Origin of the sequence: Sphingobium bisphenolivorans, from assembly GCF_000412635.1 — a bacterium.
GTDB lineage: Bacteria > Pseudomonadota > Alphaproteobacteria > Sphingomonadales > Sphingomonadaceae > Sphingobium > Sphingobium bisphenolivorans.
The window spans coordinates 49,470-75,498 of record NZ_ASTG01000015.1 but is presented as its reverse complement, the minus strand read 5'-3'; the positions used below and the strand labels follow the sequence as shown (position 1 = coordinate 75,498).

Here is a 26,029-nt window from a genome sequence, read left to right as displayed (position 1 = left end):
CCTTGGCCGCTCGCCAGGGAGTTGAACAGATGGACCGCTTCGATCACGCCTTCGCCTCTCTTGGCCGTCGCATCACCACGCTGCCCATGCCGGCGCCTACCCGCTCAGCGGCAGTGCCGCTCACCAGCCTGATCGACAAGGTGAACGCTGCCAAGCGCCTCTATCAGCCGCGCACCCAGCGCTAGGCCTGCTTCGTCCGGAGTGCGACGATCATCCCCGCTATCGCCAGCAGCGCACCCGTGCCCGCCAGCGTCGTCCAGCGATATCCCTCCATCAATGTGGAGATCAGCATCGCGATCAGCGGGACCATCACGCTCGTATAGGCCGCCCGGCCCGCGCCAAGCCGCTGGATCAGCTGGAAATAGAGGGGGAAGCTGACCACCGATCCCGCCAGCGCCAGCCAGACGATGCCGGCAAGATAGCCGATCCGCGTCTCGATCACCGGCGGCCCTACGGTGATCCAGGCGAAGAGCGCGTTCACCGCTGCGCCGATCAGCATCGCCCAGGCGAGTACGCCGACCATCGGCAGGCGGCGCGCGATTTTCATCCCCTGCATCACATTGGCGGCCGATGCGCTCAGCAGCCCGCCGACGGCAAGCCCTGCGCCCAGCAGGACCATGTCAGGCCGCACGCTCGCCGCTCGATATTCATGGACCAGCATCAGCACGATGCCCGCAACGGCGATCACCGATCCGGCGATGAAGGCGCGGCTCACCGGCTGGCGGAAGAAGAGGAAGCTCATGATGCTGTTGGGGATCAGCAGCATCGCATAGACGACCGCTACCACGCCGGAGGTCAGATAATGTTCTGCGCGATAGACGAAATTGAAGTTCATCACGAACTGCGCGACGCCGAGCAGCCCGGCGAAGACCATGCCCTTGCTGCCGATCGCAAGCGGGACGCGACGCGCCTTGGCGAAGATCGCCATCGCGACTCCGGCCAGCAGGAAACGGTAGCAAACCGACCAACTCGCCGGCACGCTGCCCAGCTGGTCGCGGATCACGATCCATGTCGATCCCCAGATCAGCGTCACCAGGATGAAGGAAAGGACGACGCCGCCCTTGCGCTCCATCATGCCGGCAACGCCGCCAGAGCGTCGGCAAGCGGCTGCACGCTGGCGGCGTCGTGCGACCAGTTGGTGACGAGCCGCGCCGCGCCGTCGCCCCAATCGTAGAAATCGAAGCCTTGGGCCCGCAGCTGCGCGGCTTCCTGTGCCGTCAACCGGATGAACAGCTCGTTGGCCTCCACGGGATGGAGCAGCCGCCCTGCCGCGCCCCCCGCCAGAGCCTGTGCCGCCGAATTGGCCGCGCGCGCGTTGCGCAGCCACAGATCGCCCTCCACCATCGCGAGCAATTGCGCCGCCAGGTAGCGGCCCTTGGAGAAGAGGTGGCCCGACCGTTTGCGCCAGCGCGCCCCCTCGGCCGCTCGCGCCTGCGCCTGGTCACCGAAGAAGACGAGCGCTTCACCGATCATCCCGCCATTCTTGACGCAGCCGAAGGAGAGGATGTCGACGCCTGCCCGCCATGTAACGTCGCCCGGATGGCAGCCAAGAAAGGCCACCGCATTGGCAAATCGCGCGCCGTCCATATGGAAGCCGAGCCCATGTTCCTGCGCCACCATCCCCAGTGCGGCCACCTCATCGGGCGTATAGACGAGGCCATATTCGCTCGCCTGGGTGATGCTGATGGCGCGCGCGGGGACCTGATGCACGTCGGGACGTATCCCCTTCAGCCGCTCGACGACGGTGCCGGGCGACAGTTTCGCCCCCTCGCCGGGCAGCGCCATCAGGCTCGCGCCATGGGTGTAGAAGCTCGGCGCACCGCATTCGTCGACGACGACATGCGCTTCGTCATGGCACATGATGCCGCCATAGGGCGGGCAGAGGCAGGCCAGCGCGATGCTGTTCGCGGCCGTTCCGGTTGCGATCCACATCGCGTGAACCTGCATGCCGAACAGATCGGAAAAGGCGCCGTTCAGCCGCGCACTCCAGCGGTCGCCATCATAGCCATGATCCGCCTGATCCGCAGCCGCGATGGCCGCCATGACCTCTGGGCAGACAGGCGTCGAATTGTCCGAGAAGAAATGCATCGCTCGCCAATAACGTCGGCGGATGGCAGGGCCAAGATGCCAGTCGTGCAGGATCGGCCATGGCGCACAATATGGGTCAGTAATATTGACCGATTGTTTCGTGCCGCCATCTGTGACATAGGCGGCCCCGTCCAACCCATAGGAGCTTTCATCATGGACGTCCGGCAGACATCGCGCTTCACCGTCACCCGCAACAGCGAGGCTGTATCGGTTGACCAGCGCGCGGTATTGCTGACCGACCCAGGCTTTGGAAAGCTCTTCACCGACCATATGGTGACGATCCGTTATACCGAGGGGCAGGGGTGGCACAGCCACAGCGTCGGCCCGCGTAAGCCGTTCCAGCTCGATCCCGCCTGCGCGGTGCTGCATTATGCGCAGGAAATCTTCGAGGGCATGAAGGCCTATCGCCTGGAGGATGGCAGCATTGCCATGTTCCGGCCGGAGGAGAACGCCCGCCGCTTCGCCGATTCGGCCGAGCGCATGGCGATGCCCGCCTTGCCGGAAGACGTCTTCATGGAAGCAGTCGAGGAGCTGGTGAAGATCGACGCCGACTGGATTCCGGGCGGGGAGGGCAGCCTCTATCTGCGACCCTTCATGTTCGCGAGCGAGACGTTCCTGGGCGTGCGCCCTGCGGACGAATATATTTTCTGCGTCATCGCTTCGCCCGTCGGCGCCTATTTCAAGGGCGGAAAGAACGCGGTTACCCTCTGGGTGTCCGAACATTTCACCCGCGCCGCGCGCGGCGGCACGGGTGCGGCGAAGTGCGGCGGCAACTACGCGGCCTCGCTGGTCGCGCAAAAGGAGGCAATCCAGCATGGCTGCGATCAGGTCGTCTTCCTCGACGCCGCCGAGAATAAATGGGTCGAGGAACTTGGCGGCATGAATGTCTTCTTCGTCATGGATGACGGATCGATTGTGACCCCGCCGCTCTCCGGCACCATCCTGCCGGGGATCACCCGCGACAGCATTATCTCGCTCGCCCGCGCCAAGGGCCATGAAGTGCGGGAGGAGCCCTATAGCTTCGCCCAGTGGCGCGCTGATGCGGCCAGCGGCAAGCTGCGCGAAGCCTTCGCCTGCGGCACGGCGGCGGTCGTTACCGCGATCGGCACGGTGAAGAGCGTGGATGGCGATTTCACCATCGGCGATGGCGATGGCGGCATCGTCACCGAAGCGCTGCGCGCCGACCTGACCGGCATCCAGCGCGGCAGCGTCGAAGACCCGGCAAATTGGGTCCGCCGGCTCTAAGCTGGACAGCGTGCTCCCGCGAAAGCAGGAGCACGGAAATCTATGCGGCGGGCCACCCTTCCCAATCCCCTCCCAACCGCCTAGAACCAGCCGCATGCAACGCTTTGATGTCGTCATTCTGGGTGGTGGCCTGGTGGGCCTGACCCTTGGCATAGCGCTTTCCGGTCATGGCGTGCGCTGCGCCGTCATCGACCCGGCAAACCCTGTCGATACCACCGCAGCCGGCTTCGACGGCCGCGTGTCGGCGATCAGCTCGACCAGCCATGCCATGCTCTCCACCATCGGCGTGACCGAGTTCCTGGAGGGCAAGGGATGCCGGATCGACCGTATCTGGGTCAGCGACGGCCTGGAGCCCGGTGCGCTGGATTTCGCGCCGGACGAGGATGACGGCGTTATGGGGATCATGTTCCCCAATCGCGACCTGCGTGTCGCCTTGGCGCAGGCAGCCGAGCGGGCAGTAAACCTCACGCGGTTCCAACCCGACCGTGCGACCCATGTCGATCGTCATGCCGATGGCATCACGCTGAAGCTGGAGAGCGGCGAAAGCGTCAGCGGCGCGCTGCTGGTTGCCGCCGAGGGCCGCAACAGTCCGACGCGTGAAGCGGCGAGCATCCGCACCACCCGCTGGAACTACAAGCATGTCGCGATGGTCACCGCCATCGACCATGAAGTGCCACATGCCAACACGGCCTATGAGATTTTCTATCCCGGCGGGCCTTTCGCGCTGTTGCCGATGCTGCCGGGAACCCGCTCGGCGATCGTGTGGACGGTGCCGACGGAGCAGGCGCCCGCCATGCTCAAGCTTTCCGAACGCGCCTGGCTTGCCGAAGCGCAGAAGCGCATGGGCGGCTTCCTTGGCGAGATCAAGCTGGCCGGTCCCCGCTCCAGCTATCCGCTGGGCTTCCACCATGCTGCCCGCATCACCGACACGCGGCTTGCGCTGGTGGGCGACAGCGCGCATGCGATCCATCCGATCGCGGGGCAAGGGCTCAATCTCGGCTTCCGCGACGTCGCTGCGCTCGTGGAGGTGCTGGTCGAGGGCATGCGCCTTGGCCTTGACCCCGGCGACGCGCAACTGCTGGCGCGTTACCAGCGCTGGCGCGGGCTGGACGCGATGATGACCAGCGTGGCGATGGACGGCCTTGTCCGCCTGTTCGACGTGCCCGGCCGCATTCCTTCCCTTGTCCGTCGGGCCGGGCTGGCGGCGGTCCAACGCACCTCGCTGCTAAAGGACCGCTTCATGGCCGAAGCGCGCGGCCAGTCAGGCGCGCTGCCGAAGCTGCTGACCGGCGAGATGGTGTAGTTTGTCGCTGGCGATGGGCCAGGGCGTTCCTTTTCCCGTGGAAGGCGAAGTGGCATTGCTGGAAACGGGCTAGATGCCCGCGCAATCCGTTGGATCGCCGGCCCTCACTCAGCTACGACTAAGGCAGCAAGCTGCCAAGTCTTCACGTTCCTCTCCCTCAAGCGAAAGGGTCCATAACGATCAGTCGGTCATCTACCCCAGCATCCGCCGCAGCACATCATCCTTGAGGATGATGTGATGGCGCAGCGCCGCCCCGACATGGAGCACGAGCAGTGCGATCCACGCATAGCCCAGCAACTCATGGACCTCGCTGGAAATGCCGACGATGGCGTCGCCCTTTGACACGGCGAACTTCGGGACATCGAACAGGAAGAACCAGTTCAGCGGCCGGTTGCCTGCCGAAGTCATGATCCATCCGCTGAGCGGCACCAGCAGCATGAAGGCGTAGAAAATATAATGGGTGAGCTTCGCGGCCGCACTCTCCCCTGCCGGCAGCCCACCGGGCAGCGGGGTCGGCCGATGCGTCAGCCGCCAGATCAGGCGGAGGAGGGCAAGCACAAGGACCGTCAAGCCCACCGACTTGTGCACCGGCATGACCTGCCAGTCCCTGGGCAGAGAATCATGCCCGAGCCCCAGCCAGAGATTGAAGAGGATCAGGATCGCCATGATCCAGTGCAGCGTGCGCGCGACGAGACTGTATCTTTCCAGGGGCTTCTCCTGATCCAGCGGCCCCCTAACCCTGACGATTGGCGACCAGATTATCCACCACCGACGGGTCGGCCAAGGTGCTGGTATCGCCCAGCGCCTGAGCGGAAACCTCGCCCTCGGCTATCTTGCGCAGGATGCGGCGCATGATCTTGCCCGAACGGGTCTTGGGCAGGCCGGGGGCGAACTGGATGACGTCGGGGGTTGCGATCGGCCCGATTTCGCTGCGCACCCATGATACCAGCGTCTTGCGCAGTTCGTCGCTCGGCTCCTCGCCGCTGTTGAGCGTCACATAGGCGTAGATGCCCTGTCCCTTGATGTCGTGGGGCATGCCGACCACGGCGGCTTCGGCAACCGCCTCATGCAGCACCAATGCGCTCTCGACCTCGGCCGTGCCCATGCGGTGGCCGGACACGTTGATCACGTCGTCGACGCGCCCGGTGATCCAATAATAGCCGTCCGCATCGCGGCGGGCGCCATCGCCGGTCGTATATTTGCCGGGGAAGGTGGTGAAATAGGTCTGGAAGAAGCGCTCATGATCGCCCCAGACGGTGCGCATCTGCCCTGGCCAGCTCTGCGCGATCACCAGATTGCCCTCGGCCGCGCCCTCCAGAACATGGCCCTCGCTATCGACGATCTGCGGCACCACGCCCGGCATCGGCAGCGTGGCGGAGCCGGGCTTCAGGTCCGTGGCGCCCGGCATCGGCGCGATCATCGCCGCGCCCGTTTCGGTCTGCCACCAGGTGTCGATGATCGGGCAGCGATCCTCGCCCACGACATGATGATACCAGCGCCAAGCCTCCGGATTGATCGGCTCGCCCACCGTGCCCAGCAGGCGCAGCGACTTGCGGCTGGTGCGGGTCACGAAGGCGTCGCCCTCCTTCATCAGCGCACGAAGCGCCGTGGGTGCGGTGAAGAGCGTCTGGACCTGATGCCGGTCCACCACCTCCCAGATGCGGCTGGGGCTCGGATGATTGGGCACGCCTTCGTACATCAGCGTGGTCGCGCCGTTCGCCAGTGGGCCATAGACGATATAGCTGTGCCCCGTGACCCAGCCGATGTCGGCGGCGCACCAGTAGATGTCGCCCGGCCGATAATCGAAGCAGAGTTCGTGCGTCAGGGATGCCCAAAGCAGATAGCCGCCGGTCGTGTGCAGTACGCCCTTGGGCTTGCCGGTCGAACCGGAGGTATAGAGGATGAACAGCGGATCCTCCGCACTCATCGGCTCGGCCGGGCAGTCGGGGGAAACCTTGGCCGCTTCCTCGTGGAGCCAGAGGTCGCGACCCTCCTTCATGGCGATGGCACCGCCGGTCGCCTGAACGACAATGACGTTGCGCACGCCCGGACATTCCTTGAGTGCGGCGTCGACATTCGCCTTGAGCGGTACCTTCTTGCCAGCGCGGCAGCCTTCATCGGCGGTGATGACCAAGGTGGAATCGCAGTCGATGATCCGGCCGGCGAGCGCCTCGGGCGAGAAGCCGCCGAACACGACGCTGTGGATCGCGCCGATCCGCGCGCAGGCGAGCAGGGCGAAAGCCGCCTCCGGGATCATCGGCAGATAGACGGTGACGCGGTCGCCCTTCTTCGCCCCCGCGCCCTTGAGCACATTGGCGAAGCGGCAGACCTCCTCATGCACCTGGGCGTAGGTGAAGCGGCGGGGTTCGGCATCGGGCGAGTCCGGTTCCCAGATGATCGCCGTCTGGTCGCCGCGCGTCCCGAGATGCCGGTCGATGCAGTTTGCGCTGACGTTGAGCACGCCGTCCGCGAACCATTTGACGCCGAAGTCAGCCTCCGCAAAGCTGCTCTCATTGGTGCGCGTCGGAAAGCTCAGCCAGTCGAGCCGCTTGGCCCGCTCCAGCCAATAGGTTTCGGGCTCCTCGACCGAGCGTTGATAGTCTTCCGCCCGGCCATCCCGATCGACCAGCGCGGAGGCTGCCCACTCCGCAGGGATCGGGAAAAAATCGTCAGACATCGGGCATCCTTTCTATTGCGAAACCTTCGTTTGACGACTGCTTTAGAGCTTCGCCGGAAGGATCGGAAGTCGGGATCAGGTCGCGCGGCCACAGTTTCCGCCGATATTGTCCGCCAATAAGCGGCGCTATGCCATTTGCCGCTTCCCGCGCAGCCCCGCCCGGCCTAACAGGAGGGGAATATGTGGCAACTTTTCCAATTTCCCCTCTGCCCTTTCTCCCGCAAGGTCCGCCTGCTGCTCGGCGAAAAAGGCATCGGCTATGATCTGGTGCGCGAATCCCCGTGGGAGATGCGCGACGATTTTCTGGACCTCAATCCCGCCGGAACTACGCCGGTGATGGTGGATGAGGAAAAGGGGGTGACCCTCATCGACAGCCAGGCGATCTGCGAGTTTTTCGAGGAGACGATCGAGAAATTTCCGCTGATTTCCGGAACGGCGGCGGGACGGGCGGAGGTTCGGCGCCTCACCGCCTTTTTCGACCAGAATTTCTACGGTGACGTCGTCGGGCCGCTGTTGCATGAACGCATGAAGAAGCGCCTGATCGAGCGCGCGCCGCCGGACGCCCGCGTGCTGCGCGAGGCGATGAAGCGCGCCAATGTCCATATGGACTATATGGATTATCTGCTCGACCATCGCAGCTGGATGGCGGGCGGCACGCTCAGCCTGGCGGACATCGCCGCCGCGGCGCATCTGTCGGTCGCAGACTATCTCGGCGGCATCGACTGGGCCGGGCATGAGACGGTGAAGCGCTGGTACGCCGGCTTCAAGTCACGCCCGTCCTTCCGCCCGCTGCTTTCGGAGCGGATGGAGGTGATCACCCCGCCGCCCCATTATGAAAAGCCGGATTTCTAAGCGCGCTCAGTCGTTTTCCGCCGCCAGATAGACGCGGTTGCGGCCATGTTCCTTGGCGAGGTAAAGCGCGCGATCCGCGGCCTTCAGCGCCGCGCGCGGGTCTTCATAGGCCAGAACATTGGCGACCCCTGCGGAAAAGCTCACCCGTTCCATCCGCTCGCCATTGGTGCGGTTGACCAGGCTGCGCGTCACCAGATCCTGGCGGACGCCGTCGACCGCCTCGCAGGCTTCGGGCGCGGTCTTGCCGCGGAACAGCATGACGAACTCTTCCCCGCCATGGCGGGCGACGTGGCATTGGTCGTTGCTGACTTTCGCTAGCAGGCCGGCGACGAACTTCAGCACGCGGTCGCCCGTCTCATGACCATGAGCGTCGTTGATCAGCTTGAAATGGTCGATGTCGCAAAAGGCCACCGCCAGAGCCTCTCCCTGCCGCTGCGCCAGCGCCAACTCGTCGCGCAGCACGCTTTCGAACGCGCGGCGATTGGGCAGACCGGTCAGGTGGTCATGTTCGGCCGCGCGGCGCGCGCTTTCCAGATTGGACTTGAGCAGTTGAGTCTGCTTCTGGTTCTGCCGCAGCTGGCCTTCGACCTGCCGCGTCTTTTCGACCATCGAGCGGGTCAGCGCGACCAGGCGCGCCATGATCGGCTGATTGTCGCCGCTGGCGGCAAGAACCTTGACCTCTTCCTGTAGCGCGGCCCCATAATCCTTCGCGGAATTGCGCGATTCGGTCATCAGGCCGGTGAACTGGGAGAGATTTTCCTCGATCTTGTCGAGCATGGAGGCAAGCGCGTCGGGCGTGATCTCATCGCTGCGCTGTTCGGCGACGGTCGTCTCCACCCAGCCGTTGGTGATCTGGCCGCGCTCCGCCAGCACCGCCTTGATGGCCTTTTCCATGCCGATCTGCGCGCCGGTCAGATAGTCGTGGGCGACCCCGAAATTCAGCGGGGTAAGGTCCAGATCATGGGCAAAGAGGAAATCGCCAATATCCTCATATAACTTGCGCCGGCGCGTGATCTCGCGGCTGCTTGCGCTCCCGCTTCGGGCGCGTTGCGGCGAAGCCTGCTCCTCTGCCCCCTCGTCCTCGTCGCCCTTGCCCGAAAGGCCGCGGGCCCAGCGAGCCAGTCGGTCGGTAAGGCCCTTTTGCCCATGCACAGCGGAAGATGTTGCCCCAGTCATGCCGCTTAGAACGGACGCGGCGGAACAAGGTTAAGGGCGCTCGGGCGAAACTTACGAAGTTCCTGAAATTTAGCCTCTAAATATCGGCGGAGATCAGCCAGTCGCGGAAGATGCGGACCGCCCGGGTCTGCAGCGCGCGCGGGCGGCAGACGAAATAATAGCGATAGGGGCTCTCTACCCGCGTATCGGGGAACAGGCGAACCAGTCGGGAATCGCCTGACTCGTTGAAGTGGCTCGCATGCATGACGGCGATGCCAAGGCCCTGAGCGGCAGCCTCCAGCATCAACTGGCCTGAATCATAATTGTCGATCGCCAGCGGCTGCAAGTCGGGCAGGCCGACCGCCTCCTTCCACGCATCGAAGGAGAGCGCCATGTCACGGTGGAGCAATAGGGTGTGGTTCGCCAGCTCCTGGGGCGATGTCAGTCCTTGCGGCCCATCCAGGAGGGCTTTGCGCCCGATCAGATAAACCTCGTCCTGATCCAGTTCATGAGCGTAAAGCGCGGGATCGATATCCTTCGCGAGCACGATCGCCGCGTCCAGCCCTTCGCCCAGCCGGGCAACGGCATAAGGGGTGGTTTCGATGTCGATATGCAGTTGCGGATGCCGCTGCCGCAGCGCGCCCAGATGGGGGAAGAGCCGTTGGGTCGCGAACAGCGGCATGACCGCCAGGCGCAGCCGCAGCTGATTGCCGCCGCTCTGGATATTCTCCAGCGCCTGATTAAGCGAATCCAGTGCCGGCGCGATGTCGTCGAGCAGGCGCTGCCCGTCCGCGTTGATTTCCAGCGCCTGATGCTTGCGGTCGAACAGCGGACGGCCGATGAACCGCTCCAGCGCCTGCACGCGGCGGCTGAGCGCAGGTGTCGAAAGGGCGAGTTCCTCGGCGGCTGCCTTGACCGATCCCAGGCGGGCAACCTGAACAAACGCCTCCAGGGCGGTGAGGGGCGGCAATCTACGCATGGCTTGTCATCTCAAGGGCGGGTCCGCTGCATTCCGTCATTTTCTGGAAAAGGCGCGATCCTGCTCGCACATCCTTTCTTACCCTGATCTACCGTCGGCTATCGGGAAGATGCAAAAAATGCAACTCCCCGATTCTTTTCGCACTTGCAAAAATACCTTCCGCACTGCACATAGGAAAGGCCTTTCAGGCATCCTCTCCTAAAAACTTCAGGGCTGGTCCTTCGGGCCGGCCCTTTTTTTATGCCACGTTAATATGATCGGGCGGGTCTTTCCGATCGGTTTGGCGTTTCCTATCTCGTTACGCAGTGACAAGAATGGGGATGGCCCGTGGCTGATCAGGAAAGTGCCGGACGTCGGATTCAAGTAGCTAACGCGCGCCCGGAAGATGCCGGACGCGGCCTTGCGCGGCTGCCGTTGAGCGTGATGGCCGAACTGCATCTTGCCGAAGGAGACGTGGTTGAGATCGTCGGCAAGCGGGCGACGCCCGCCCGCGTCGTTCGCCCGTACAAGGAGGATGAGGGGTTGGACGTCCTGCGCCTCGATGGCTTGCAGCGCGCCAATGCGGGTGTAGGCTCGGGCGATTTCGTGCAGATCGAGAAGACCGATACCCGTCCTGCGCAGAGGGTGGTGTTCGCACCCGCACAAAACAACCTCCGCCTTCAGGGCAATCCGGAAGCGCTGAAGCGAGTTTTCTTCCAGCGGCCGCTGACCTCGGGCGATATCGTCGCGACCGCCGGGCAGCAGCAGGTGCCGCCCAGCGACATGCCGCCCCAGCTGCGCCAGATGCTGGCTGCGCCTGCCTATGCGCTGCAGGAAATCCGTTTGGTCGTGGTTTCCACTAGCCCCAAGGGCATCGTCCATATCGACGCCGATACGGAAGTTGAACTCCGCGCCGAATATGAGGAGCCGCGCGACATGCGCCGCGCGGACGTCACCTATGACGATGTCGGCGGCATGGCCGAGGCGATCGACCAATTGCGCGAGATGGTCGAGCTGCCCCTGCGCTATCCCGAATTGTTCGAGCGGCTCGGCGTCGATCCGCCCAAGGGCGTGCTGCTCCATGGCCCGCCGGGGACCGGCAAGACACGGCTGGCGCGCGCCGTCGCCAATGAATCGGAAGCCGAATTCTTCCTGATCAACGGCCCGGAAATCATGGGTTCGGCCTATGGCGAGTCAGAAAAACAGCTGCGGGAAATTTTCGAGGCCGCGGCCAAATCGGCGCCCTCGATCCTTTTCATCGATGAGATCGACTCCATCGCGCCCAAGCGCGGCAATGTGACGGGTGAGACGGAAAAGCGGCTTGTCGCGCAATTGCTGACGCTGATGGACGGGCTGGAGCCGCGCACCAATCTGATCGTCATCGCCGCCACCAATCGGCCGGAAGCGATTGACGAGGCGCTGCGCCGCCCAGGTCGTTTCGACCGCGAAATCATCGTGGGCGTGCCTGACGAACGCGGCCGCCGCGAGATATTGGGCATCCATACGCGCGGCATGCCGCTGGCGGAGGGCGTCGATCTCGGCGAACTGGCGCGCATGACCTATGGCTTTGTCGGGGCTGACCTTGCGGCGCTGACCCGCGAGGCGGCGATCGAGACGGTTCGCCGCTTCATGCCGCGCCTCAATCTGGAGGAAGGGACGATCCCGCCCGACGTGCTGGAGGAACTCTCCGTCACGCGGGAGGATTTCATGGCCGCGATCAAGCGCGTCCAGCCTTCGGCCATGCGTGAGGTGATGGTGCAGGCGCCCAACATCGGCTGGGCCGATATCGGCGGTCTGGACGGAGCGCAGATGCGCCTCAAGGAAGGCGTCGAGCTGCCGCTGAAGGACCCGGAAGCCTTCCGCCGCATCGGCATCCGTCCGGCCAAGGGCTTCCTGCTCTACGGCCCGCCCGGCACCGGCAAGACCTTGCTGGCGAAGGCAGTCGCACGGGAAGCGCAGGCGAACTTCATCGCGACAAAGTCGTCCGACCTGCTCAGCAAATGGTATGGGGAGAGCGAACAGCAGATCGCCCGCCTCTTCGCCCGCGCGCGGCAGGTCGCGCCTACCGTCATCTTCATCGATGAGCTGGACAGCCTGGTGCCGGCCCGCGGCGGGGGCCTTGGCGAACCGCAGGTGACGGAGCGGGTGGTGAATACCATCCTGGCGGAGATGGACGGGCTGGAGGAGCTGCAATCGGTGGTCGTCATCGGCGCGACCAACCGCCCGACGCTGATCGATCCTGCCCTCCTGCGGCCCGGTCGCTTCGATGAGCTGATCTATGTGCCCGTGCCCGATCGGGCGGGGCGCAAGCGCATCCTTGCCATCCATACGGGCAAGATGCCGCTGGCCGAGGATGTCGATCTGGACCTGCTCGCCGAACAAACCGAGCGGTTCACCGGTGCGGATCTGGAGGACCTAGTCCGCCGGGCCGGTCTGGTCGCGCTACGCCAGTCGCTATCCGTCGACAAGGTGACGCAGGCGCATTTCGAGGAAGCGCTGGAGGACACCCGCGCCTCCGTCACGCCGGAGATGGAACGCGAATATGAGCAGATCCAGGCGCAACTGAAGCAGAGCGCGATGCGGGGCGATCCGATCGGTTTCGTGTCACCGGGCATGCTTCGGGCACGCAACGGCGCTGAATGATGATGGCGGGGGGGAGGGGATTGAACCCTTCCTCCCGAAACACGTTCTTTTCAGCCTGTCCCTGGCCGCGAAGCCGCTTGCAAGGCGGGCGGATATTTGCGAGTCGGGCACATCGACACAGACAGGCGAGAGTTGATGGCCTCCATTCCCTTGAAGAAGACCAAGCCGGCAGCAAAGGCGCTGCGCCCCGCGTCATTTCTGGGACAGTGGGGCATGTTCTTCCGCCAGTTCGTCAAGCATCCTGGCATGATCGGCTCCATCATTCCCTCCTCCTCGGCGCTGGTCGACGCGGTTTTGGATGGAGTGGATTGGCAGCGCACCCGCCTGTTCGTGGAATATGGCCCGGGGGTGGGCACCTTCACCCGGCCGATCCTGGAGCGGATGCACCCTGACGCGACTCTGCTCGCGATCGACCTCAACCTTGATTTCGTCGCCTGGCTGGAGGCGCAGATCGATGATCCGCGCCTGCGCATCGCTCATGGCTCGGCGGCCGATGTGCGCCGCTTCGTCAAGGAGGCGGGTTACCGGCAGGCTGATTATATCCTGTCCGGCATCCCCTTCTCGACCCTGCCGAGCGGGGTGGGCGAGACGATCTGCGCTGAAACCTGTTCGGTGCTGAAACCGGGCGGCTCCTTCCTCGTCTATCAATATTCGGCTTATGTCCGCCAGCTGCTGACGCCCTATTTCGGCGAGATCAGCGAGCGGGTCGAATGGCGCAACATTCCCCCCTGCCGCACCTTCAACGCCATGCGGGAGGAAGCGCTGGCGCAGGCCGCGTGACGGATTCTTTGCACGCATACCCTATTTGCGGTATGAATTAAGTTACTGATTTCGCTAGGCGCCGGTGAGAGGCGGTTTATCTGCCCGCTGGCGGCTGGGGCATTTTGCGACCCATGGCCCGGCCGCCGGCATCTTTCCCAGATCCTCGATCATGGCCGACGTTGGTTTGGCTGCGACCCCGTTTCATGATAAGGGCGCGGCGACCCTCGGCGAGTATGACAGATGAACGACCTTACCCAGACCCCTGAAATGCTGATCGCGACGATGGGCGCGCGCGCGCGCGCCGCCGCCGCCGTTCTGGCGTCCGCCAGCGACGCGCAGAAGATCGACGCTCTGCGCCGCGCCGCGCAGGCGCTCCGGGATCAGGCGCCGCAGATCATCGCTGCCAATGCCCGCGACATGGAAAATGCCGCCGCCAACGGGCTTTCCCCCGCGATGCTCGACCGGCTGCGGCTGGACGAGGACCGTGTGCTCGCTACGGCGGCTGGCGTCGATCAGGTCGCGACGCTCGACAATCCGTTGGGCAGCGTGATCGACAAGCAGGTTCGTCCCAATGGCATGGAGCTCTCCCGCGTGCGCGTGCCGCTGGGCGTCATCGGCATCATCTATGAAAGCCGCCCCAATGTGACGGCCGACGCTGCCGCGCTCTGCCTGCGCGCTGGCAACGCCGTGATCCTGCGCGGCGGCAGCGAAGCGAAGGAAAGCAACCGCGCCATCCACGCCGCCATGGCTGAGGGCATCGCCGCCGCCGGCCTGCCTGCCGACGTTGTGCAACTGGTGCCGACCACCGACCGTGCCGCGGTGGGCGCTCTGCTCAAGGCGGCCGAGTTCATCGACCTCATCGTGCCGCGCGGCGGCAAGAGCCTGGTCGCGCGCGTGCAGGAAGAAGCGCGCGTGCCTGTGCTCGCCCATCTGGACGGCATCAATCACAGCTACGTCGATGGCGCGGCCGATCCCGACATGGCGCAGAAGCTGGTGGTGAATGCCAAGATGCGCCGCACCGGAATTTGCGGCGCGACCGAGACGGTGCTGATCGACAAGACGTTCGGGACCGCGCCCGCCATCGTGGCCGCGTTGCTCGACGCCAAGTGCGAGGTCCGCGGCGACGAGGCGGTGCAGGCGATGGACGGCCGCGTCACCGCAGCGTCGGACGAGGATTGGGACACCGAATATCTCGATGCCATCGTCTCGGTGCGAATGGTGGACGGCCTGGAGGAGGCGCTCGCCCATATCGCTGCCCATGCCAGCCATCATACTGACGCCATCATCACCGAGGACGCGGCCAAGGCGGAGCGCTTCCTGAACGCCGTCGATAGCGCGATTGTGATGTGGAACGCCTCGACCCAGTTCGCGGATGGCGGCGAGTTCGGCCTGGGTGCGGAGATCGGCATCTCGACCGGCAGGCTGCACGCACGCGGCCCAGTGGCGCTGGAAGGGCTGACGACGTACAAGTGGCTGGTCCGCGGCACGGGGCAGACCCGACCTTAAAGCAACTTCCGTTCGTTTAAGCGAAGTCGAGAAACGCAGCGCTGTGCCAGCGTTTCTCAACAAGCTCGAAATGAACGGAGATTTGGTTATCCCTTCACCACCGCATCGATCGCCTTCAGCTTCTCGAGCATCGGTCCGACCCACTCCAGCGGCAGCATCACCGGCCCGTCCGATGGCGCGCTGTCCGGATTGTCATGCGCCTCGGCAAAGACGGCCGCGACCCCGGCCGCAACCGCGCTCCTGGCCAAAACCGGCGCAAATTCCCGCTGTCCTCCCGACGCTGATCCCAGCCCGCCCGGCTGCTGCACCGAATGGGTGGCGTCGAACACCACCGGATAGCCGGTCTGCGCCATCACCGGCAGCGAGCGCATATCGCTGACCAAATTGTTGTAGCCGAAGCTAGCCCCGCGCTCCGTCAGCAAGATCCGCTCATTGCCGGTCGATGCGACCTTCTGCGCCACCGCCGCCATATCCCAGGGGGCGAGGAATTGCCCTTTCTTGACATTCACCACCGCCCCCGTCCGGCCTGCCGCCAGCAGCAGGTCGGTCTGGCGACACAGAAAGGCCGGGATCTGCAGGATGTCCACGGCCTCCGCCGCCGTCGCGACCTGATCCGCCTCGTGCACGTCGGTCAGCACCGGGCAGCCGAACGCCGCCTTCACCTCGGCCAGGATCGCCAGCCCCGCATCGATGCCGACACCGCGTTGGCCGGAAACCGAAGTCCGGTTCGCCTTGTCGAACGAGGATTTGAAGATGAACGGCACGCCCGCCCGGTCGGCGATGCCGCGCAGCTTTTCCGCCATCATCAGCGCATGGTCGCGGCTCTCGATCTGGCAAGGGCCGGAAATCAGGACGAAGGGCAGGTCGTTGCCGATCGTCACCGGCCCCACGGAAATATGTTTGGTCATGCCGCTCACTTCGGCGCTTTCGCGAAACGGCGCAAGAGTTGCCCTCGCCACAGCCCTTTGCCCGGATGATAATTCCAGCAGAACCAGCCAAAGGCCAGGCAGGCAAGTAGCGAGGGCAGTGCCATGGGATCGCCTTCCCCCTTCATATGCCGGTAAAAAGCCAGGTCCGCTCGCCACCGATCCCGCTCGCTGCCGCCGCCGTTTATGCCATAGGCATTGTCGTGGCGCCGACAGCCGATGTTTCGGTTGTATTTGCGGTGGTCTATGAAATAGCAGTAATCGCGTTCGGGTGTCGTCATGGCCCGATGTGGACAGGGGCCATGGAAAAGTTCAAGCGTAAAGTCTTCTATCTGGGCGGTTTCGACCCGCGCGGGGTGCGTTTCTACCACCAGCTCTATCGCGATCAGGCGGAACGCTATTCACGCCTGTCGGGGGAGGCGCTGGAGGTTAGCGCGCGCCGTGCCGGCCCTGCTTCCTCTGCGATCTGGACCGTCACCAACCATAGCGCCGGCGTGGAGACGGACTATGAGTTCCTCCGCTGGGAAGATCTGGTCGGCAAGGTGTGGATACGCAATCCCCTTGCTCTTGCCTGGCGGTCGATCGGCACCTACAGCGCGCATGCGCGGCACATGCAGTTCTGGCGAATGCGCAAGCTGCGGCAGGGCCCGGTCATCACCATTCTCTACCCGCCGCTGCTGGCGATCCTGATCCCGCTCGCTCTCGCGCTGATCCCGGCGCTGCTGCTTTCGCTGCTGCTACCCTTCTGGGCTGCGGCGCTCATCGGCATCTGCATCAGCGCCGCCCTGTCGGGCAGGCTGCTCAACAAGCTGATCGTGCCCTGGCTGCTGCGCTTCATGTATTATAACCACACGGTCGCTGCCGAGGGCCCCGGCGCGGAGATGGAGGCGCGGCTCGACCAGTTCGCGGCTCGCATCGTGGAGGAGATGGATGGCCCCTATGACGAGGTCGTCTTCGCCTCGCACAGCAACGGCACCATCTATGCGATGAGCGTGCTGCGCCGCATCCTCGAACTACGTGGAGGCAGGCCGCTGCCGGGCAATTTCATCGTGCTGACGCTGGGGCAGGTGGTGCCGGTGATTGCCCTCCGCAAGGACGCGCGCTGGTATCATGCGGACCTCAAGGCGCTGGACGACAAGCCCTTCCGCCTGATCGACTTCTCCGCGCCGCCGGACGGCGCCGCCTATCATGACGTCCATCCCATCCACCTCGTTTCGGACCGCTGCGCCGCGCGGGTGGAGCTGCTCTCGCCGCGTTTTCACCTGTTCTATGAACCGGAAAATTATCATGGCGGATGGTCGAACAAATATGAGGCGCATTTCGACTATCTGCGCGTGGGCGACCGGCTGTCCCCAGTCGACTATGTCAGCCTGACCGCCGGCCGCCGGACCATCGATGAAGCCATAGCGCAGTTCAGGACGATCCCGTGACGGAGCATTTCACCCCGCCCTATCCGCAGCCGCCCCGCACGCGCCGCGGCCTCGTCAAGCGCTTCTTTCGCGGCTGGCACAGCTGGATCCATGTGCTGTTCGAAAAAAGCTACACCATGAAGCTGGGCGAAATCCGCATGCCCGGCCAGACCATGTATATCGCCAACGAGCTGCCGCTGGTGGATAAGATATTGCGCGGCGGCACGGCGTACCCGAAGCATCGCGAACTGGTCCGCAACCTCTCGCCGCTGATCGGCAACAGCGTCTTTTCCGCCAATGGCGCCGATTGGGAAAGCCAGCGCGCGATGGTGAACCCCGCCTTCGCGCATACCGCGCTGGGCCGCTCCATGCCGCTGATGGTCGCGGCGGCCGACGACTTGCTCGCCCGCCTCAAGGCGGCGGATCGCAGCCGGGCGGTCGATATCGACCCGATGATGACCCATGTCGCGGCCGACATCATCTTCCGCACGCTCTTTTCGGAAGCGCTGGACGAGTATCGCTCCAACATCATCCACACTGCCTTTGGCCGGTTTCAGCGCCTTGCTCACAGCGCCTCGATGCTGCGCCTCTACGGTGTTCCGGCAGGCTGGTTCGAGCGTGCCGCGCTAAAGCCGGCCAAGGCGATCCATGACGTCTTCCGCCCGATCGTGGAGGCCCGCTATCGGGGCTTTCATGAGCGCGGCGAAGCGCCCCACAAGGACATTCTCCAGTCGCTGATCGAGGCGAAACATCCGGAAACCGGCGAACACTTCACCCTGCAGCAGGTGATGGATCAGGTGTCGACCGTCTTCCTCGCGGGCCATGAGACTTCAGCCAGCACCATGACCTGGGCGCTCTATATGCTGGCGGAATGCGCCCATATCCAGGACGCTGCCCGCGCCGAGGTGACGGCGCTTGCCGGCGACGCGCCGCTCGACGCCGCCATGCTCAAGGACATGGGCGCGGTCCGCAACATCTTCCGTGAAACGCTGCGCCTCTATCCGCCGGTCGCCTTCTTCCCGCGCGAAGTGACCTGCCCCATGCCGATGCGCGACAAGCAGCTGGAGGAAGGCGCGATGCTGGTCGTCGCCCCCTGGCTCACCCAGCGCAACAAGGAAAACTGGTCCTGCCCGCACAGCTTCGACCCCGACCGGTTCGAAGATCCCGCCAATGCGGACATGGTGAAACAGGCCTGGTTCCCCTTTGGCCGGGGCCCGCGCGTCTGCGTCGGCGCCGGTTTCGCCCAGCAGGAGGTGATGACCGTGATCGCCAGCGTGATCCGCCGCTACCGCCTGTCGGTGCCGCCCGGCTTCAAACCGGAACCGATCAGCCGCCTGACGATCCGGCCAAGGACGGGGATGAAGCTGATGTTCGAAGCGGTGGTTTGACGGGGGGCAATCTCTCTCCGCTTATGGGAGAGGGAGGGAGCCGTGCGCAGCACGGCGGAAGGGTGAGGGCGGTGATACATGGATCGCGCCATCACCCCCTGACCCGCCCCAGCATCGCCCGCCCCGTCCTACGCTGCTGAACATAGCGCCGCTTGAGCACCACGCTCGCCACCAGCAGCGGCGCGCCGAGGAGGGCGCAAATCGCGCCCAGCATCGGCGGCCAGAGCCCGACCAGACTATGCATATCCAGTGCGGAGGGCGCCAGCAGCAGAAGGAAGCCTGCGGTCAGCAGCCACAGTCCCCATCGGCGCGGGCGTACCGCGATCATGCGCATCTCGTGGCGGTGCGCTTTGCGCCCAGCCTTTGTCGACAGGTCGGAATATTTCATGTGCCTCATCAGTGCGGAACGGCGGACAGCCTTTCCAGCGCGGCAATAGGGCTTTCGTTCCCGCGCGGCTTCAGCTATCGCTTTCGCCCATCCCCGGGGGACCGCTCACAGGCGGTTGAGAGGCGGCTGACGTGGCCGCGACCCGTTGAACCTGATCCGGCTGAAACCGGCGTAGGGAGGGAGGCTCGTTGCCAAAGGCAGCCTGCTCCCGCTCTCCGCCCCTTGGAGATGAAGAGGAGGGCGCACATGACTAGCATTTCCCTCCTCACCCTGCGCCTGGCGGAAGCCATCGGTCTTTACATGATCGTGGTGGGCATCGGCGGCCTTGTCGCACAGCACCGCTGGCGGGCGATGATGGACGATCTGGACCGCTCGCCCGGGCTCGTCATGACGTTGGGGTTCGCGGTCTTCGCCGTGGGGGCGGCGCTGGTCCTCATCCACAGCATCTGGACCGATCCGTTGGCGGTCATCGTCAGCCTGATCGCTTATGCCGCGCTGATCGAAGGCGCGCTGCTGCTTGCCGTCCCCGCGCCACTCATCCGCATCGGTAATTGGTCGCTGAAATTCACCCGCGCCTGGGCGGTCGTTTCGATCCTGCTCGGCATCCTCCTCTTTTTGGCTGGCCTTACCGGCCGCGCTACCGTCATCACCTGAAAGGAATAGCCATGGCAGATGTCCCGGCCCGTACTGAGATGCGCGTTACGACGGGCCCCATCCGGGGAAGCCGCAAAATCCATGTCGGACCCCTGAAGGTCGCCATGCGCGAGATCGACCTGGAGCCCGGCAGCGGCGAGCCGCCGGTGCGCGTCTATGACACCTCCGGCCCCTACACCGACCCGAATGCGCAGATCGACATCATGGCCGGCCTGCCGCAGCTGCGCCGCGACTGGATCATCGGCCGGGGCGATGTCGAGGAATATGACGCCCGCATGATCAAGCCGGAGGATAATGGGCTCAAGGGTCCTGACCGCAGCGGCGGCGTCCAGCCGTTCCCCAACGTCGTGAAGCGGCCGCTGCGCGCCAAGGCGGGCGGCAACGTCTCCCAGATGCACTATGCCCGTCGCGGCATCATCACGCCGGAGATGGAATATGTCGCCGAGCGCGAGAATCTGGGCCGCGCCCGCCTTGCCCATTATGTCCGTGACGGACAGGACTGGGGCGCGTCGATCCCCGACTATGTGACGCCGGAATTCGTGCGCGAGGAAGTGGCGCGCGGCCGCGCCATCATCCCGTCGAACATCAACCACCCGGAATCGGAGCCGATGGCGATCGGCCGCAATTTCCTGGTGAAGATTAACGCCAATATAGGCAACAGCGCCGTCGCCTCCGACGTGGCGAGCGAAGTCGACAAGCTGGTCTGGTCGATCCGCTGGGGCGCCGACACGGTGATGGACCTGTCGACCGGCCGCAACATCCACGACACCCGCGAATGGATCATGCGCAACTCGCCGGTCCCGATCGGCACCGTGCCCATCTATCAGGCGCTGGAGAAGGTCGGCGGCATTGCCGAGGAACTGACCTGGGAAATCTTCCGCGACACGCTGATCGAGCAGGCCGAGCAGGGCGTCGACTATTTCACCATCCATGCGGGCGTGCGCCTGCCCTATATCCCGCTGACCGCCAAGCGCGTCACCGGCATCGTCTCGCGCGGCGGGTCGATCATGGCGAAATGGTGCCTCGCGCATCATAAGGAATCGTTCCTCTACGAGCATTTCGACGAGATTACCGAGATCATGAAGGCCTATGACATCGCCTATTCTCTGGGTGATGGCCTGCGTCCCGGCTCCATCGCGGATGCCAATGACGAGGCGCAGTTCGCCGAACTCTATACGCTCGGCGAACTCACCAAGCGCGCCTGGGAACAGGATGTGCAGGTGATGATCGAGGGGCCGGGCCATGTGCCCATGCACAAGATCAAGCAGAATATGGACAAGCAGCTCGAAGCTTGCGGCGAGGCGCCCTTCTACACGCTTGGGCCGCTCACCACCGACATCGCGCCGGGTTACGACCATATCACCAGCGGCATCGGCGCGGCGATGATCGGCTGGTATGGCACTGCCATGCTCTGCTACGTCACGCCCAAGGAGCATCTGGGCCTGCCCGACCGTGACGACGTGAAGGTGGGCGTCGTCACCTACAAGCTTGCCGCCCACGCGGCTGACCTTGCCAAGGGGCACCCCGCGGCCCAGGTCCGCGATGATGCGCTCAGCCGCGCCCGCTTCGAGTTCCGCTGGCGCGACCAGTTCAACCTGTCGCTCGACCCCGACACGGCCGAAAAATATCATGACCAGACCTTGCCGGCGGAGGGCGCCAAGACCGCGCATTTCTGCTCCATGTGCGGCCCCAAATTCTGCTCGATGAAGATCACGCAGGAAGTGAGGGACTTCGCGGCGAAGCAGAATCAGTCGGCCGACAGCTTCCTTGCGGCAGAGCAGGCACGCGCCTCGGCATCAGGCGACGTGGAAGCGGGCATGGCCGAGATGAGCGAGACGTTCAAAAAGCAGGGGAGCGAAATCTACCTTCCCGCTGCCGAATGATGATGGAAAGGGGCGCCGGATTGTTTGGCGCCCCTTCAAGCTGCGGCAGGATAGCTCCGAAGATGCTCAGGCGATGCGGAACGGCAGCAGCATCTTGAAGAATTTCTCGCGCGATTGCGCCCCGATCTTGCCGTACATCCTGCGGACCTGGGTTCGCACCGTATCGATCGATACGTTCCGATCCAGCGCGATCTCGGCCACCGTCTTGCCCCGGAACAGGGCAAGCGCCGCCTGACTTTCGCTTTCTGTCAGGCCGTAGATTGTGCGGAAGTCGGCGAAGAGGGCGCGTTCCTCGACATGGGAGGAACTGATTTCGAGACAGAACATCTCGGCCTCGGCGTCATAATGGCCGAGCAGGGCGACATGGCCGTCGCCGTCCTTCAGCGTCAGTATCTCCGTGTCCGAGCAGGTCTTCAGCCTCGACAGGAACGCGTTCAGCCTGGCGGTCGCCGGCGCATCGAGAATCAGCTTGCCGTCCAGTTCCTTGACGACATGGCTGGCAGTAACCGCCCGTTGCGCGGCGTCGTTCCACCATTGGATGCGGTGCGAAGGATCGATCATCAGGCGACCGCGAAAATCGGCGGAAAGCCATCCCAAAGCCAGGGCGCTATATGGTTCACGATCGGCCTGCAGCATTTCTACCCCATTTATCCGCGCGACCAGACCTTTATTTGTCGCCGCATGTATAAGGTTAATGCTTTCTTTGCAATGGGATCAGGCGGCTAAATTACTGTCCGTGCAAAGAAAAACCCGAAAAACTCTTCTTCTGGCGTGTGTTGGACATCTTCTGGCTCCGCTCCATCCTGATCCAGGTCAAACATCGTCTGCAATTCCAACGCTGCAAACAAGCCGGCGTCAAAAAATAAGGGCGCTCTCGGCAGTGACCGGGAGCGCCCCCAAATAGGCGATGTCGGATTTTCGATGTGCGTTTATTGGCGCACCGCAACGATATTGGCGACACCGGTTTGCGAAATACTGGCGAAGCTGCCGGCCGTCGCTTGCGTAACGCTCGCGCTATTGCGGTCGCCATTTTGCAGCAACGTCACCACGCCCTGATCGGAAAGCTGCAGAACCTCTCCTACATTCATTGTGCCGCGCTGGAACAGGATCGCCATGTTACGCGCGCCATATTGCTGCTGGACCGCGCGATTGCCGGTCCCTTGCTGGGAGGCGAACTGCAGATTGCCCTCGCCGCGCCAGTCCTGCTGCAAGACATTGCCGTTGGCATCTTCCATCGACAAGGCGCCTGTGCCGCTGTGGTGATAATTGCCAAGGTCAAGGCCAAAGCCAAGAAAGGCCATTTCGACCGGCGCTCCGCCTGAAGACAAATCCTGGGAGATCTGCTCGGTGCGCGCGACCTGCGCAAAGGATAGGCCACCGCCATTGGCCTGAAACGCGACGGGAGCCAGTCCCTGCCTTGGCTGTGCCTGCGCCACGAAAGCGCTGCCCGCCGCGACAGGCGAAATCTGCCCCATCGCGTGAGCCGCCCAACCGGAACCCTGGCTCAGCTGATCGATCAGAATGTCCGACTGAGCGGCGAAAGCAGACCCTGGAACAACTATCGCTGCCAGGATCCCCCAGGCTGCTATCCCTCTTCCCCCCCAAACAGTCTGCCCGAACTTCTGCGTCATCTCGTCCTCCGGCCAATTGGCATTGGAGAACGGGCCTAGGATCCCGAGGTGAAGATATCGTTAGCATAACCTTGGTTCAGGCCGAGTTGTCTATCACTCTATTTGATGATCTGGGCCTCACTCACCAGTTCACTGCCCCGGAAGATCTTCAGTCGAACAGTATAATGATCGTCCGCCGCAATCGCGCCGAAGGCGAGGTGGGAAAGACGGAGCGCCTGATGTGGCACAGCTTTTACCGCGCCTGCCTGTTTCACGCGCGCGCTGCCTGCCACGCCTTTCTTTTCGCCGGAAAGCTCATAGCGGCCTTCGAACGGCTGCTGGGTCGTGAGATAGGCGACGAATAATTTGCCGGCATTGGGGCCGTCTTCGACCAGAAGGCGCGCATCAAGGCCGGGCATGGCGGCCTGCGCAGGGATGATCGACCAGGCTGCGGCGAGCAGCAGGCAAAGGCGGCGTATCATGGCTCAATTTCCTCTCGGCACGACGACCGTTCCGCCTCCCGGCACGATCACCGGCGTATTGCCCGGCGCTTGCTGGGAGTTGGCGATGGCGTCGGAAGCGGCCTGGGCAGCGACCGCCTGCGCGACGGGCGAATTGGAGATGTCGCCCGCGCTCAGCCGCCGGGCGACTTCCGCAGCGTCGGGCGTCTGGCCGCGTGACTGCCGCTCGCTTGCCATGCGCTGCGCGGCGCGCTCATCATCGGTGGTCAGCAGCGCTTCTTCCGCGGAGATCGGGGGCGGCGGCGGCGCCGCTTCGACCAGCGTCGCGCAGTCGACTCCCGGGGGAGGAGTGCCCCGGCCTTCAGCCGCGCGGGCACAGGCGTCGACCAGACCGGGAGGCAGCGCATTGATCCGCTGATTGACGTTGCGGTCGGCCAATTGCGACGTCGGCGTGGCGCCAGCGGCGCGCGGGGCGACCTGCCGCACGGCCGGCTCCCGGCCCGACCGGGCCGAGGAAATCTGGCCCTGGATCGTCGGCGCTGGAGAATCCGTCGGCCCGCTCGCGCCCAGCTGAGGGACCGCTCGCCCGCCCACCGGCGCGGGAAGCTGCTCGACCGCGAGATCGCCGCGCTGCGCCAAGGCAGCGGACGCGCCAGCGGCCACCATCAGGGCGGTCATGATGACGAGGCTTCTCATGGGCATCTCATGGGCTGGTCGGCGGGGAAGACCTATCATAGCCTATTGCCGCACCTGCGCGAAATTGCGATCGCCATTTTGCGCGACATTGCTGTAGCTGCCGGCGGTCCGCTGCGAAACAAAGGCTTCATTGCTCGCCCCGCTTTGCACGATGAGGCTCACCACCGCGAGATCGATCGATGCCACCGGAGCGGCCTGAAGCACACTCGCATAATTGCCGCTGCCCCCGCTCTGCTCGATGGTGGACCGGGCATAGCCCGACTCGGCGGTCTGGTACACATGCGCGTCATTGCGGCTGCTGTTCTGGCGGATCGTCGATTCCTGCAATATCCCGCGCTGGAATACCGACGCGAAATTGCCCGAAAGATCGCCATTTTCCAGCCGCCCTTGCTCGATCAGGCTATATTGTCCGCCGTCAAGCACATCGCCATCCTGCCGCGTGAAGGCGAGATTGTCCGAGCCATATTGATGGGTGATGGCGTTGGCATCATCTTCCTGCAGGATCACGCCGCGGTTGCCATAGCCGACCTGGCGGACGATCGCGCGGTTGTTGCGGCCGATCGCATCGCCGATCTCGAATGCGAAGGTGTTGGGGTTTTCCGCGCCCTGCTGGATCACCGCGTCATTTTCGGCGCCCTCCTGCTCGATCAGCGCGTCGTTGCGTGCGGCGACGGCGTTGAACTGCACCGGCACCTCGCGCAGGGAAACATCGCGGAAGCCGCCCTGCTGGATCGTGGCGTTGTTCGCCAGATTATTGCCGCTGAACCGTCCGGCGGTCAGGTCGAAGCTGCGGTGCGTCTGCTGGATCCGGCCATAGTTGGAATAAAGCAGCGCGCCGGACTGAACGGCCGAGCCCACCTGCCCCACATAGGCGCGGTTGAGCGAGCGCTGACCCGGTGCGCGGGTGTCGGCCTGCTCGATCAGCGTCGCATTGTCCTCGCCCGCCTGGTTCACCACGGCCCAGCCCGCATTGCCCGCGGCCTGGTTGATATCGGCAAGGTTGCGCAGGCCATCCTGCTCGACCGCGACCTTGTTGCCGACGGTGGTGAATTGCAGCCCCGGCACCTGATCGAGATTGAAGCTGCCGATGATCGACTGAGCGCTTGAGTTGAAGGCAGCGATGATGGCGCCGCGCACATCCCCCTTGTTGAACCCCTGCACATCGCTGCGATCCGGCACATTGTCGCTGACGATGCCGACATCCTGCGACTTGCCGAGCGCGTTGGCGAGTACCTGGTCCTGGATGAACGACTGCGGCGTATCGGCAATCTGGATCTCCGTGATCAAAATGCCGTCGCCGGCGCTGATCGTCTGCGCCAGGGCAGGGGAGGCAAGCGACAAGGCGAGCGCTGTGCTCATCCCCATGACCTGCAGCTTTGTCCGGTTGCGCATCTTCACCTCCTGGCCGATCTCACCCTGTGCGCC

At 64.2% G+C, this 26,029-nt stretch carries 25 protein-coding genes and 1 riboswitch; of the genes, 11 read left to right on the top strand and 14 right to left on the bottom strand.

The features are described from left to right. Positions 1–29: 29 nt before the first annotated feature. On the top strand, positions 30–185 hold the full coding sequence (locus L858_RS21995) for a hypothetical protein (protein ID WP_022683385.1): 156 nt from the start codon (positions 30–32) through the stop codon (positions 183–185). On the opposite strand, the gene L858_RS0111970 is transcribed toward L858_RS21995, so the two are convergent. Then, positions 182–1,072 (bottom strand): DMT family transporter, encoded by an 891-nt coding sequence (locus L858_RS0111970; protein WP_022683384.1) that lies wholly within the window; start codon positions 1,070–1,072, stop codon positions 182–184. The genes L858_RS21995 and L858_RS0111970 overlap by 4 nt on opposite strands. Next, the gene (locus tag L858_RS0111965; protein ID WP_028056062.1) at positions 1,072–2,088 is read right to left on the bottom strand and encodes a threonine aldolase family protein; all 1,017 of its coding nucleotides are present in this window, start codon (positions 2,086–2,088) and stop codon (positions 1,072–1,074) included. The genes L858_RS0111970 and L858_RS0111965 overlap by 1 nt, the downstream gene beginning before the upstream one ends. 153 nt (positions 2,089–2,241) lie before the next feature. On the opposite strand from L858_RS0111965, the gene L858_RS0111960 reads away from it, so the two are divergent. Further along, entirely contained in the window at positions 2,242–3,333 is a 1,092-nt protein-coding gene (locus L858_RS0111960) for a branched-chain amino acid aminotransferase (protein WP_022683382.1), read from the top strand. Between the two features lie 94 nt (positions 3,334–3,427). Further along, positions 3,428–4,636 (top strand): FAD-dependent monooxygenase, encoded by a 1,209-nt coding sequence (locus L858_RS0111955; protein ID WP_022683381.1) that lies wholly within the window; start codon positions 3,428–3,430, stop codon positions 4,634–4,636. 192 nt (positions 4,637–4,828) lie between these two features. Here L858_RS0111955 and L858_RS0111950 read toward each other — a convergent pair whose 3' ends face one another. Together L858_RS0111950 and acs are read right to left on the bottom strand one after the other, a co-directional pair. Further along, entirely contained in the window at positions 4,829–5,344 is a 516-nt protein-coding gene (locus L858_RS0111950; RefSeq protein ID WP_028056061.1) for a cytochrome b, read from the bottom strand. 25 nt (positions 5,345–5,369) lie between these two features. Beyond that, positions 5,370–7,313 (bottom strand): acetate--CoA ligase, encoded by a 1,944-nt coding sequence (gene acs / locus L858_RS0111945; protein ID WP_022683379.1) that lies wholly within the window; start codon positions 7,311–7,313, stop codon positions 5,370–5,372. Positions 7,314–7,493: 180 nt separating this feature from the next. Here acs and L858_RS0111940 point away from each other — a divergent pair, with 180 nt between their 5' ends. Next, complete coding sequence (locus L858_RS0111940) at positions 7,494–8,165, top strand: glutathione S-transferase family protein (protein WP_022683378.1); 672 nt, start codon at positions 7,494–7,496, stop codon at positions 8,163–8,165. Between the two features lie 6 nt (positions 8,166–8,171). Here L858_RS0111940 and L858_RS0111935 read toward each other — a convergent pair whose 3' ends face one another. Continuing rightward, positions 8,172–9,341 (bottom strand): GGDEF domain-containing protein, encoded by a 1,170-nt coding sequence (locus L858_RS0111935; RefSeq protein WP_028056060.1) that lies wholly within the window; start codon positions 9,339–9,341, stop codon positions 8,172–8,174. Positions 9,342–9,417: 76 nt separating this feature from the next. After that, positions 9,418–10,299, bottom strand: a complete 882-nt coding sequence (locus L858_RS0111930; protein ID WP_022683376.1) for a LysR substrate-binding domain-containing protein — start codon at positions 10,297–10,299, stop codon at positions 9,418–9,420. A gap of 327 nt (positions 10,300–10,626) precedes the next feature. Here L858_RS0111930 and L858_RS0111925 point away from each other — a divergent pair, with 327 nt between their 5' ends. The 3 genes from L858_RS0111925 to L858_RS0111915 all read left to right on the top strand — a co-directional run bounded on the left by L858_RS0111925 (position 10,627) and on the right by L858_RS0111915 (position 15,189). Next, positions 10,627–12,921: a CDC48 family AAA ATPase gene (locus tag L858_RS0111925; protein ID WP_022683375.1), complete on the top strand. Its 2,295-nt coding sequence runs from the start codon at positions 10,627–10,629 to the stop codon at positions 12,919–12,921. A 135-nt stretch (positions 12,922–13,056) separates the two neighbouring features. Continuing rightward, a complete protein-coding gene (locus L858_RS0111920; protein ID WP_022683374.1) occupies positions 13,057–13,701 on the top strand; it encodes a class I SAM-dependent methyltransferase in 645 nt (214 codons plus the stop codon). 222 nt (positions 13,702–13,923) lie between these two features. After that, the gene (locus tag L858_RS0111915; protein WP_022683373.1) at positions 13,924–15,189 is read left to right on the top strand and encodes a glutamate-5-semialdehyde dehydrogenase; all 1,266 of its coding nucleotides are present in this window, start codon (positions 13,924–13,926) and stop codon (positions 15,187–15,189) included. 86 nt (positions 15,190–15,275) lie between these two features. On the opposite strand, the gene kdsA is transcribed toward L858_RS0111915, so the two are convergent. Continuing rightward, positions 15,276–16,097: a 3-deoxy-8-phosphooctulonate synthase gene (kdsA, locus tag L858_RS0111910; RefSeq protein WP_037504668.1), complete on the bottom strand. Its 822-nt coding sequence runs from the start codon at positions 16,095–16,097 to the stop codon at positions 15,276–15,278. Between the two features lie 5 nt (positions 16,098–16,102). Continuing rightward, positions 16,103–16,396 carry a hypothetical protein gene (locus tag L858_RS0111905; protein ID WP_022683371.1) on the bottom strand — a complete coding sequence of 98 codons (294 nt, stop codon included), beginning with the start codon at positions 16,394–16,396 and terminating at the stop codon, positions 16,103–16,105. Positions 16,397–16,417: 21 nt separating this feature from the next. Between L858_RS0111905 and L858_RS0111900 the strand changes: the two genes are divergently transcribed. Together L858_RS0111900 and L858_RS0111895 are read left to right on the top strand one after the other, a co-directional pair. Then, positions 16,418–17,545, top strand: coding sequence for a hypothetical protein (locus L858_RS0111900; RefSeq protein ID WP_022683370.1), 1,128 nt, complete (start codon positions 16,418–16,420; stop codon positions 17,543–17,545). After that, complete coding sequence (locus tag L858_RS0111895) at positions 17,542–18,912, top strand: cytochrome P450 (RefSeq protein ID WP_022683369.1); 1,371 nt, start codon at positions 17,542–17,544, stop codon at positions 18,910–18,912. Before L858_RS0111900 ends, L858_RS0111895 begins: the two co-directional genes overlap by 4 nt. A 91-nt stretch (positions 18,913–19,003) precedes the next feature. On the opposite strand, the gene L858_RS0111890 is transcribed toward L858_RS0111895, so the two are convergent. Continuing rightward, a complete protein-coding gene (locus tag L858_RS0111890) occupies positions 19,004–19,300 on the bottom strand; it encodes a hypothetical protein (protein WP_022683368.1) in 297 nt (98 codons plus the stop codon). Between the two features lie 84 nt (positions 19,301–19,384). Continuing rightward, positions 19,385–19,495: riboswitch (TPP riboswitch) on the top strand. Between the two features lie 51 nt (positions 19,496–19,546). Here L858_RS0111890 and L858_RS0111885 point away from each other — a divergent pair. Continuing rightward, positions 19,547–19,954, top strand: a complete 408-nt coding sequence (locus tag L858_RS0111885) for a DUF2065 family protein (protein WP_022683367.1) — start codon at positions 19,547–19,549, stop codon at positions 19,952–19,954. A gap of 11 nt (positions 19,955–19,965) precedes the next feature. After that, positions 19,966–21,837: a phosphomethylpyrimidine synthase ThiC gene (gene thiC / locus L858_RS0111880; protein ID WP_028056059.1), complete on the top strand. Its 1,872-nt coding sequence runs from the start codon at positions 19,966–19,968 to the stop codon at positions 21,835–21,837. Positions 21,838–21,903: 66 nt separating this feature from the next. Here thiC and L858_RS0111875 read toward each other — a convergent pair whose 3' ends face one another. The 5 genes from L858_RS0111875 to L858_RS20995 form a co-directional block, all read right to left on the bottom strand. Further along, positions 21,904–22,473, bottom strand: a complete 570-nt coding sequence (locus L858_RS0111875) for a helix-turn-helix transcriptional regulator (protein ID WP_022683365.1) — start codon at positions 22,471–22,473, stop codon at positions 21,904–21,906. A gap of 293 nt (positions 22,474–22,766) precedes the next feature. Continuing rightward, complete coding sequence (locus L858_RS19980; RefSeq protein ID WP_022683363.1) at positions 22,767–23,312, bottom strand: hypothetical protein; 546 nt, start codon at positions 23,310–23,312, stop codon at positions 22,767–22,769. A 254-nt stretch (positions 23,313–23,566) separates the two neighbouring features. After that, the gene (gene csgH, locus L858_RS0111860; RefSeq protein WP_022683362.1) at positions 23,567–23,929 is read right to left on the bottom strand and encodes a curli-like amyloid fiber formation chaperone CsgH; all 363 of its coding nucleotides are present in this window, start codon (positions 23,927–23,929) and stop codon (positions 23,567–23,569) included. A 3-nt stretch (positions 23,930–23,932) separates the two neighbouring features. Further along, positions 23,933–24,604: a hypothetical protein gene (locus L858_RS0111855; RefSeq protein WP_022683361.1), complete on the bottom strand. Its 672-nt coding sequence runs from the start codon at positions 24,602–24,604 to the stop codon at positions 23,933–23,935. A 42-nt stretch (positions 24,605–24,646) separates the two neighbouring features. Then, on the bottom strand, positions 24,647–25,996 hold the full coding sequence (locus L858_RS20995; RefSeq protein ID WP_152639811.1) for a hypothetical protein: 1,350 nt from the start codon (positions 25,994–25,996) through the stop codon (positions 24,647–24,649). Positions 25,997–26,029 lie beyond the last annotated feature (33 nt).

Coding starts and splice junctions, on each gene's coding strand:
- L858_RS21995 (WP_022683385.1), top strand. CDS start 30: ATGGACCGCTTCGATCACGCCTTCGCCTCTCTTGGCCGTCGCATCACC.
- L858_RS0111970 (WP_022683384.1), bottom strand. CDS start 1,072: ATGGAGCGCAAGGGCGGCGTCGTCCTTTCCTTCATCCTGGTGACGCTG.
- L858_RS0111965 (WP_028056062.1), bottom strand. CDS start 2,088: ATGCATTTCTTCTCGGACAATTCGACGCCTGTCTGCCCAGAGGTCATG.
- L858_RS0111960 (WP_022683382.1), top strand. CDS start 2,242: ATGGACGTCCGGCAGACATCGCGCTTCACCGTCACCCGCAACAGCGAG.
- L858_RS0111955 (WP_022683381.1), top strand. CDS start 3,428: ATGCAACGCTTTGATGTCGTCATTCTGGGTGGTGGCCTGGTGGGCCTG.
- acs (WP_022683379.1), bottom strand. CDS start 7,313: ATGTCTGACGATTTTTTCCCGATCCCTGCGGAGTGGGCAGCCTCCGCG.
- L858_RS0111940 (WP_022683378.1), top strand. CDS start 7,494: ATGTGGCAACTTTTCCAATTTCCCCTCTGCCCTTTCTCCCGCAAGGTC.
- L858_RS0111935 (WP_028056060.1), bottom strand. CDS start 9,341: ATGACTGGGGCAACATCTTCCGCTGTGCATGGGCAAAAGGGCCTTACC.
- L858_RS0111930 (WP_022683376.1), bottom strand. CDS start 10,299: ATGCGTAGATTGCCGCCCCTCACCGCCCTGGAGGCGTTTGTTCAGGTT.
- L858_RS0111920 (WP_022683374.1), top strand. CDS start 13,057: ATGGCCTCCATTCCCTTGAAGAAGACCAAGCCGGCAGCAAAGGCGCTG.
- L858_RS0111915 (WP_022683373.1), top strand. CDS start 13,924: ATGAACGACCTTACCCAGACCCCTGAAATGCTGATCGCGACGATGGGC.
- kdsA (WP_037504668.1), bottom strand. CDS start 16,097: ATGACCAAACATATTTCCGTGGGGCCGGTGACGATCGGCAACGACCTG.
- L858_RS0111905 (WP_022683371.1), bottom strand. CDS start 16,396: ATGACGACACCCGAACGCGATTACTGCTATTTCATAGACCACCGCAAA.
- L858_RS0111900 (WP_022683370.1), top strand. CDS start 16,418: ATGGAAAAGTTCAAGCGTAAAGTCTTCTATCTGGGCGGTTTCGACCCG.
- L858_RS0111890 (WP_022683368.1), bottom strand. CDS start 19,300: ATGAAATATTCCGACCTGTCGACAAAGGCTGGGCGCAAAGCGCACCGC.
- L858_RS0111885 (WP_022683367.1), top strand. CDS start 19,547: ATGACTAGCATTTCCCTCCTCACCCTGCGCCTGGCGGAAGCCATCGGT.
- thiC (WP_028056059.1), top strand. CDS start 19,966: ATGGCAGATGTCCCGGCCCGTACTGAGATGCGCGTTACGACGGGCCCC.
- L858_RS0111875 (WP_022683365.1), bottom strand. CDS start 22,473: ATGCTGCAGGCCGATCGTGAACCATATAGCGCCCTGGCTTTGGGATGG.
- L858_RS19980 (WP_022683363.1), bottom strand. CDS start 23,312: ATGGGGCAGATTTCGCCTGTCGCGGCGGGCAGCGCTTTCGTGGCGCAG.
- csgH (WP_022683362.1), bottom strand. CDS start 23,929: ATGATACGCCGCCTTTGCCTGCTGCTCGCCGCAGCCTGGTCGATCATC.
- L858_RS0111855 (WP_022683361.1), bottom strand. CDS start 24,604: ATGAGAAGCCTCGTCATCATGACCGCCCTGATGGTGGCCGCTGGCGCG.
- L858_RS20995 (WP_152639811.1), bottom strand. CDS start 25,996: ATGCGCAACCGGACAAAGCTGCAGGTCATGGGGATGAGCACAGCGCTC.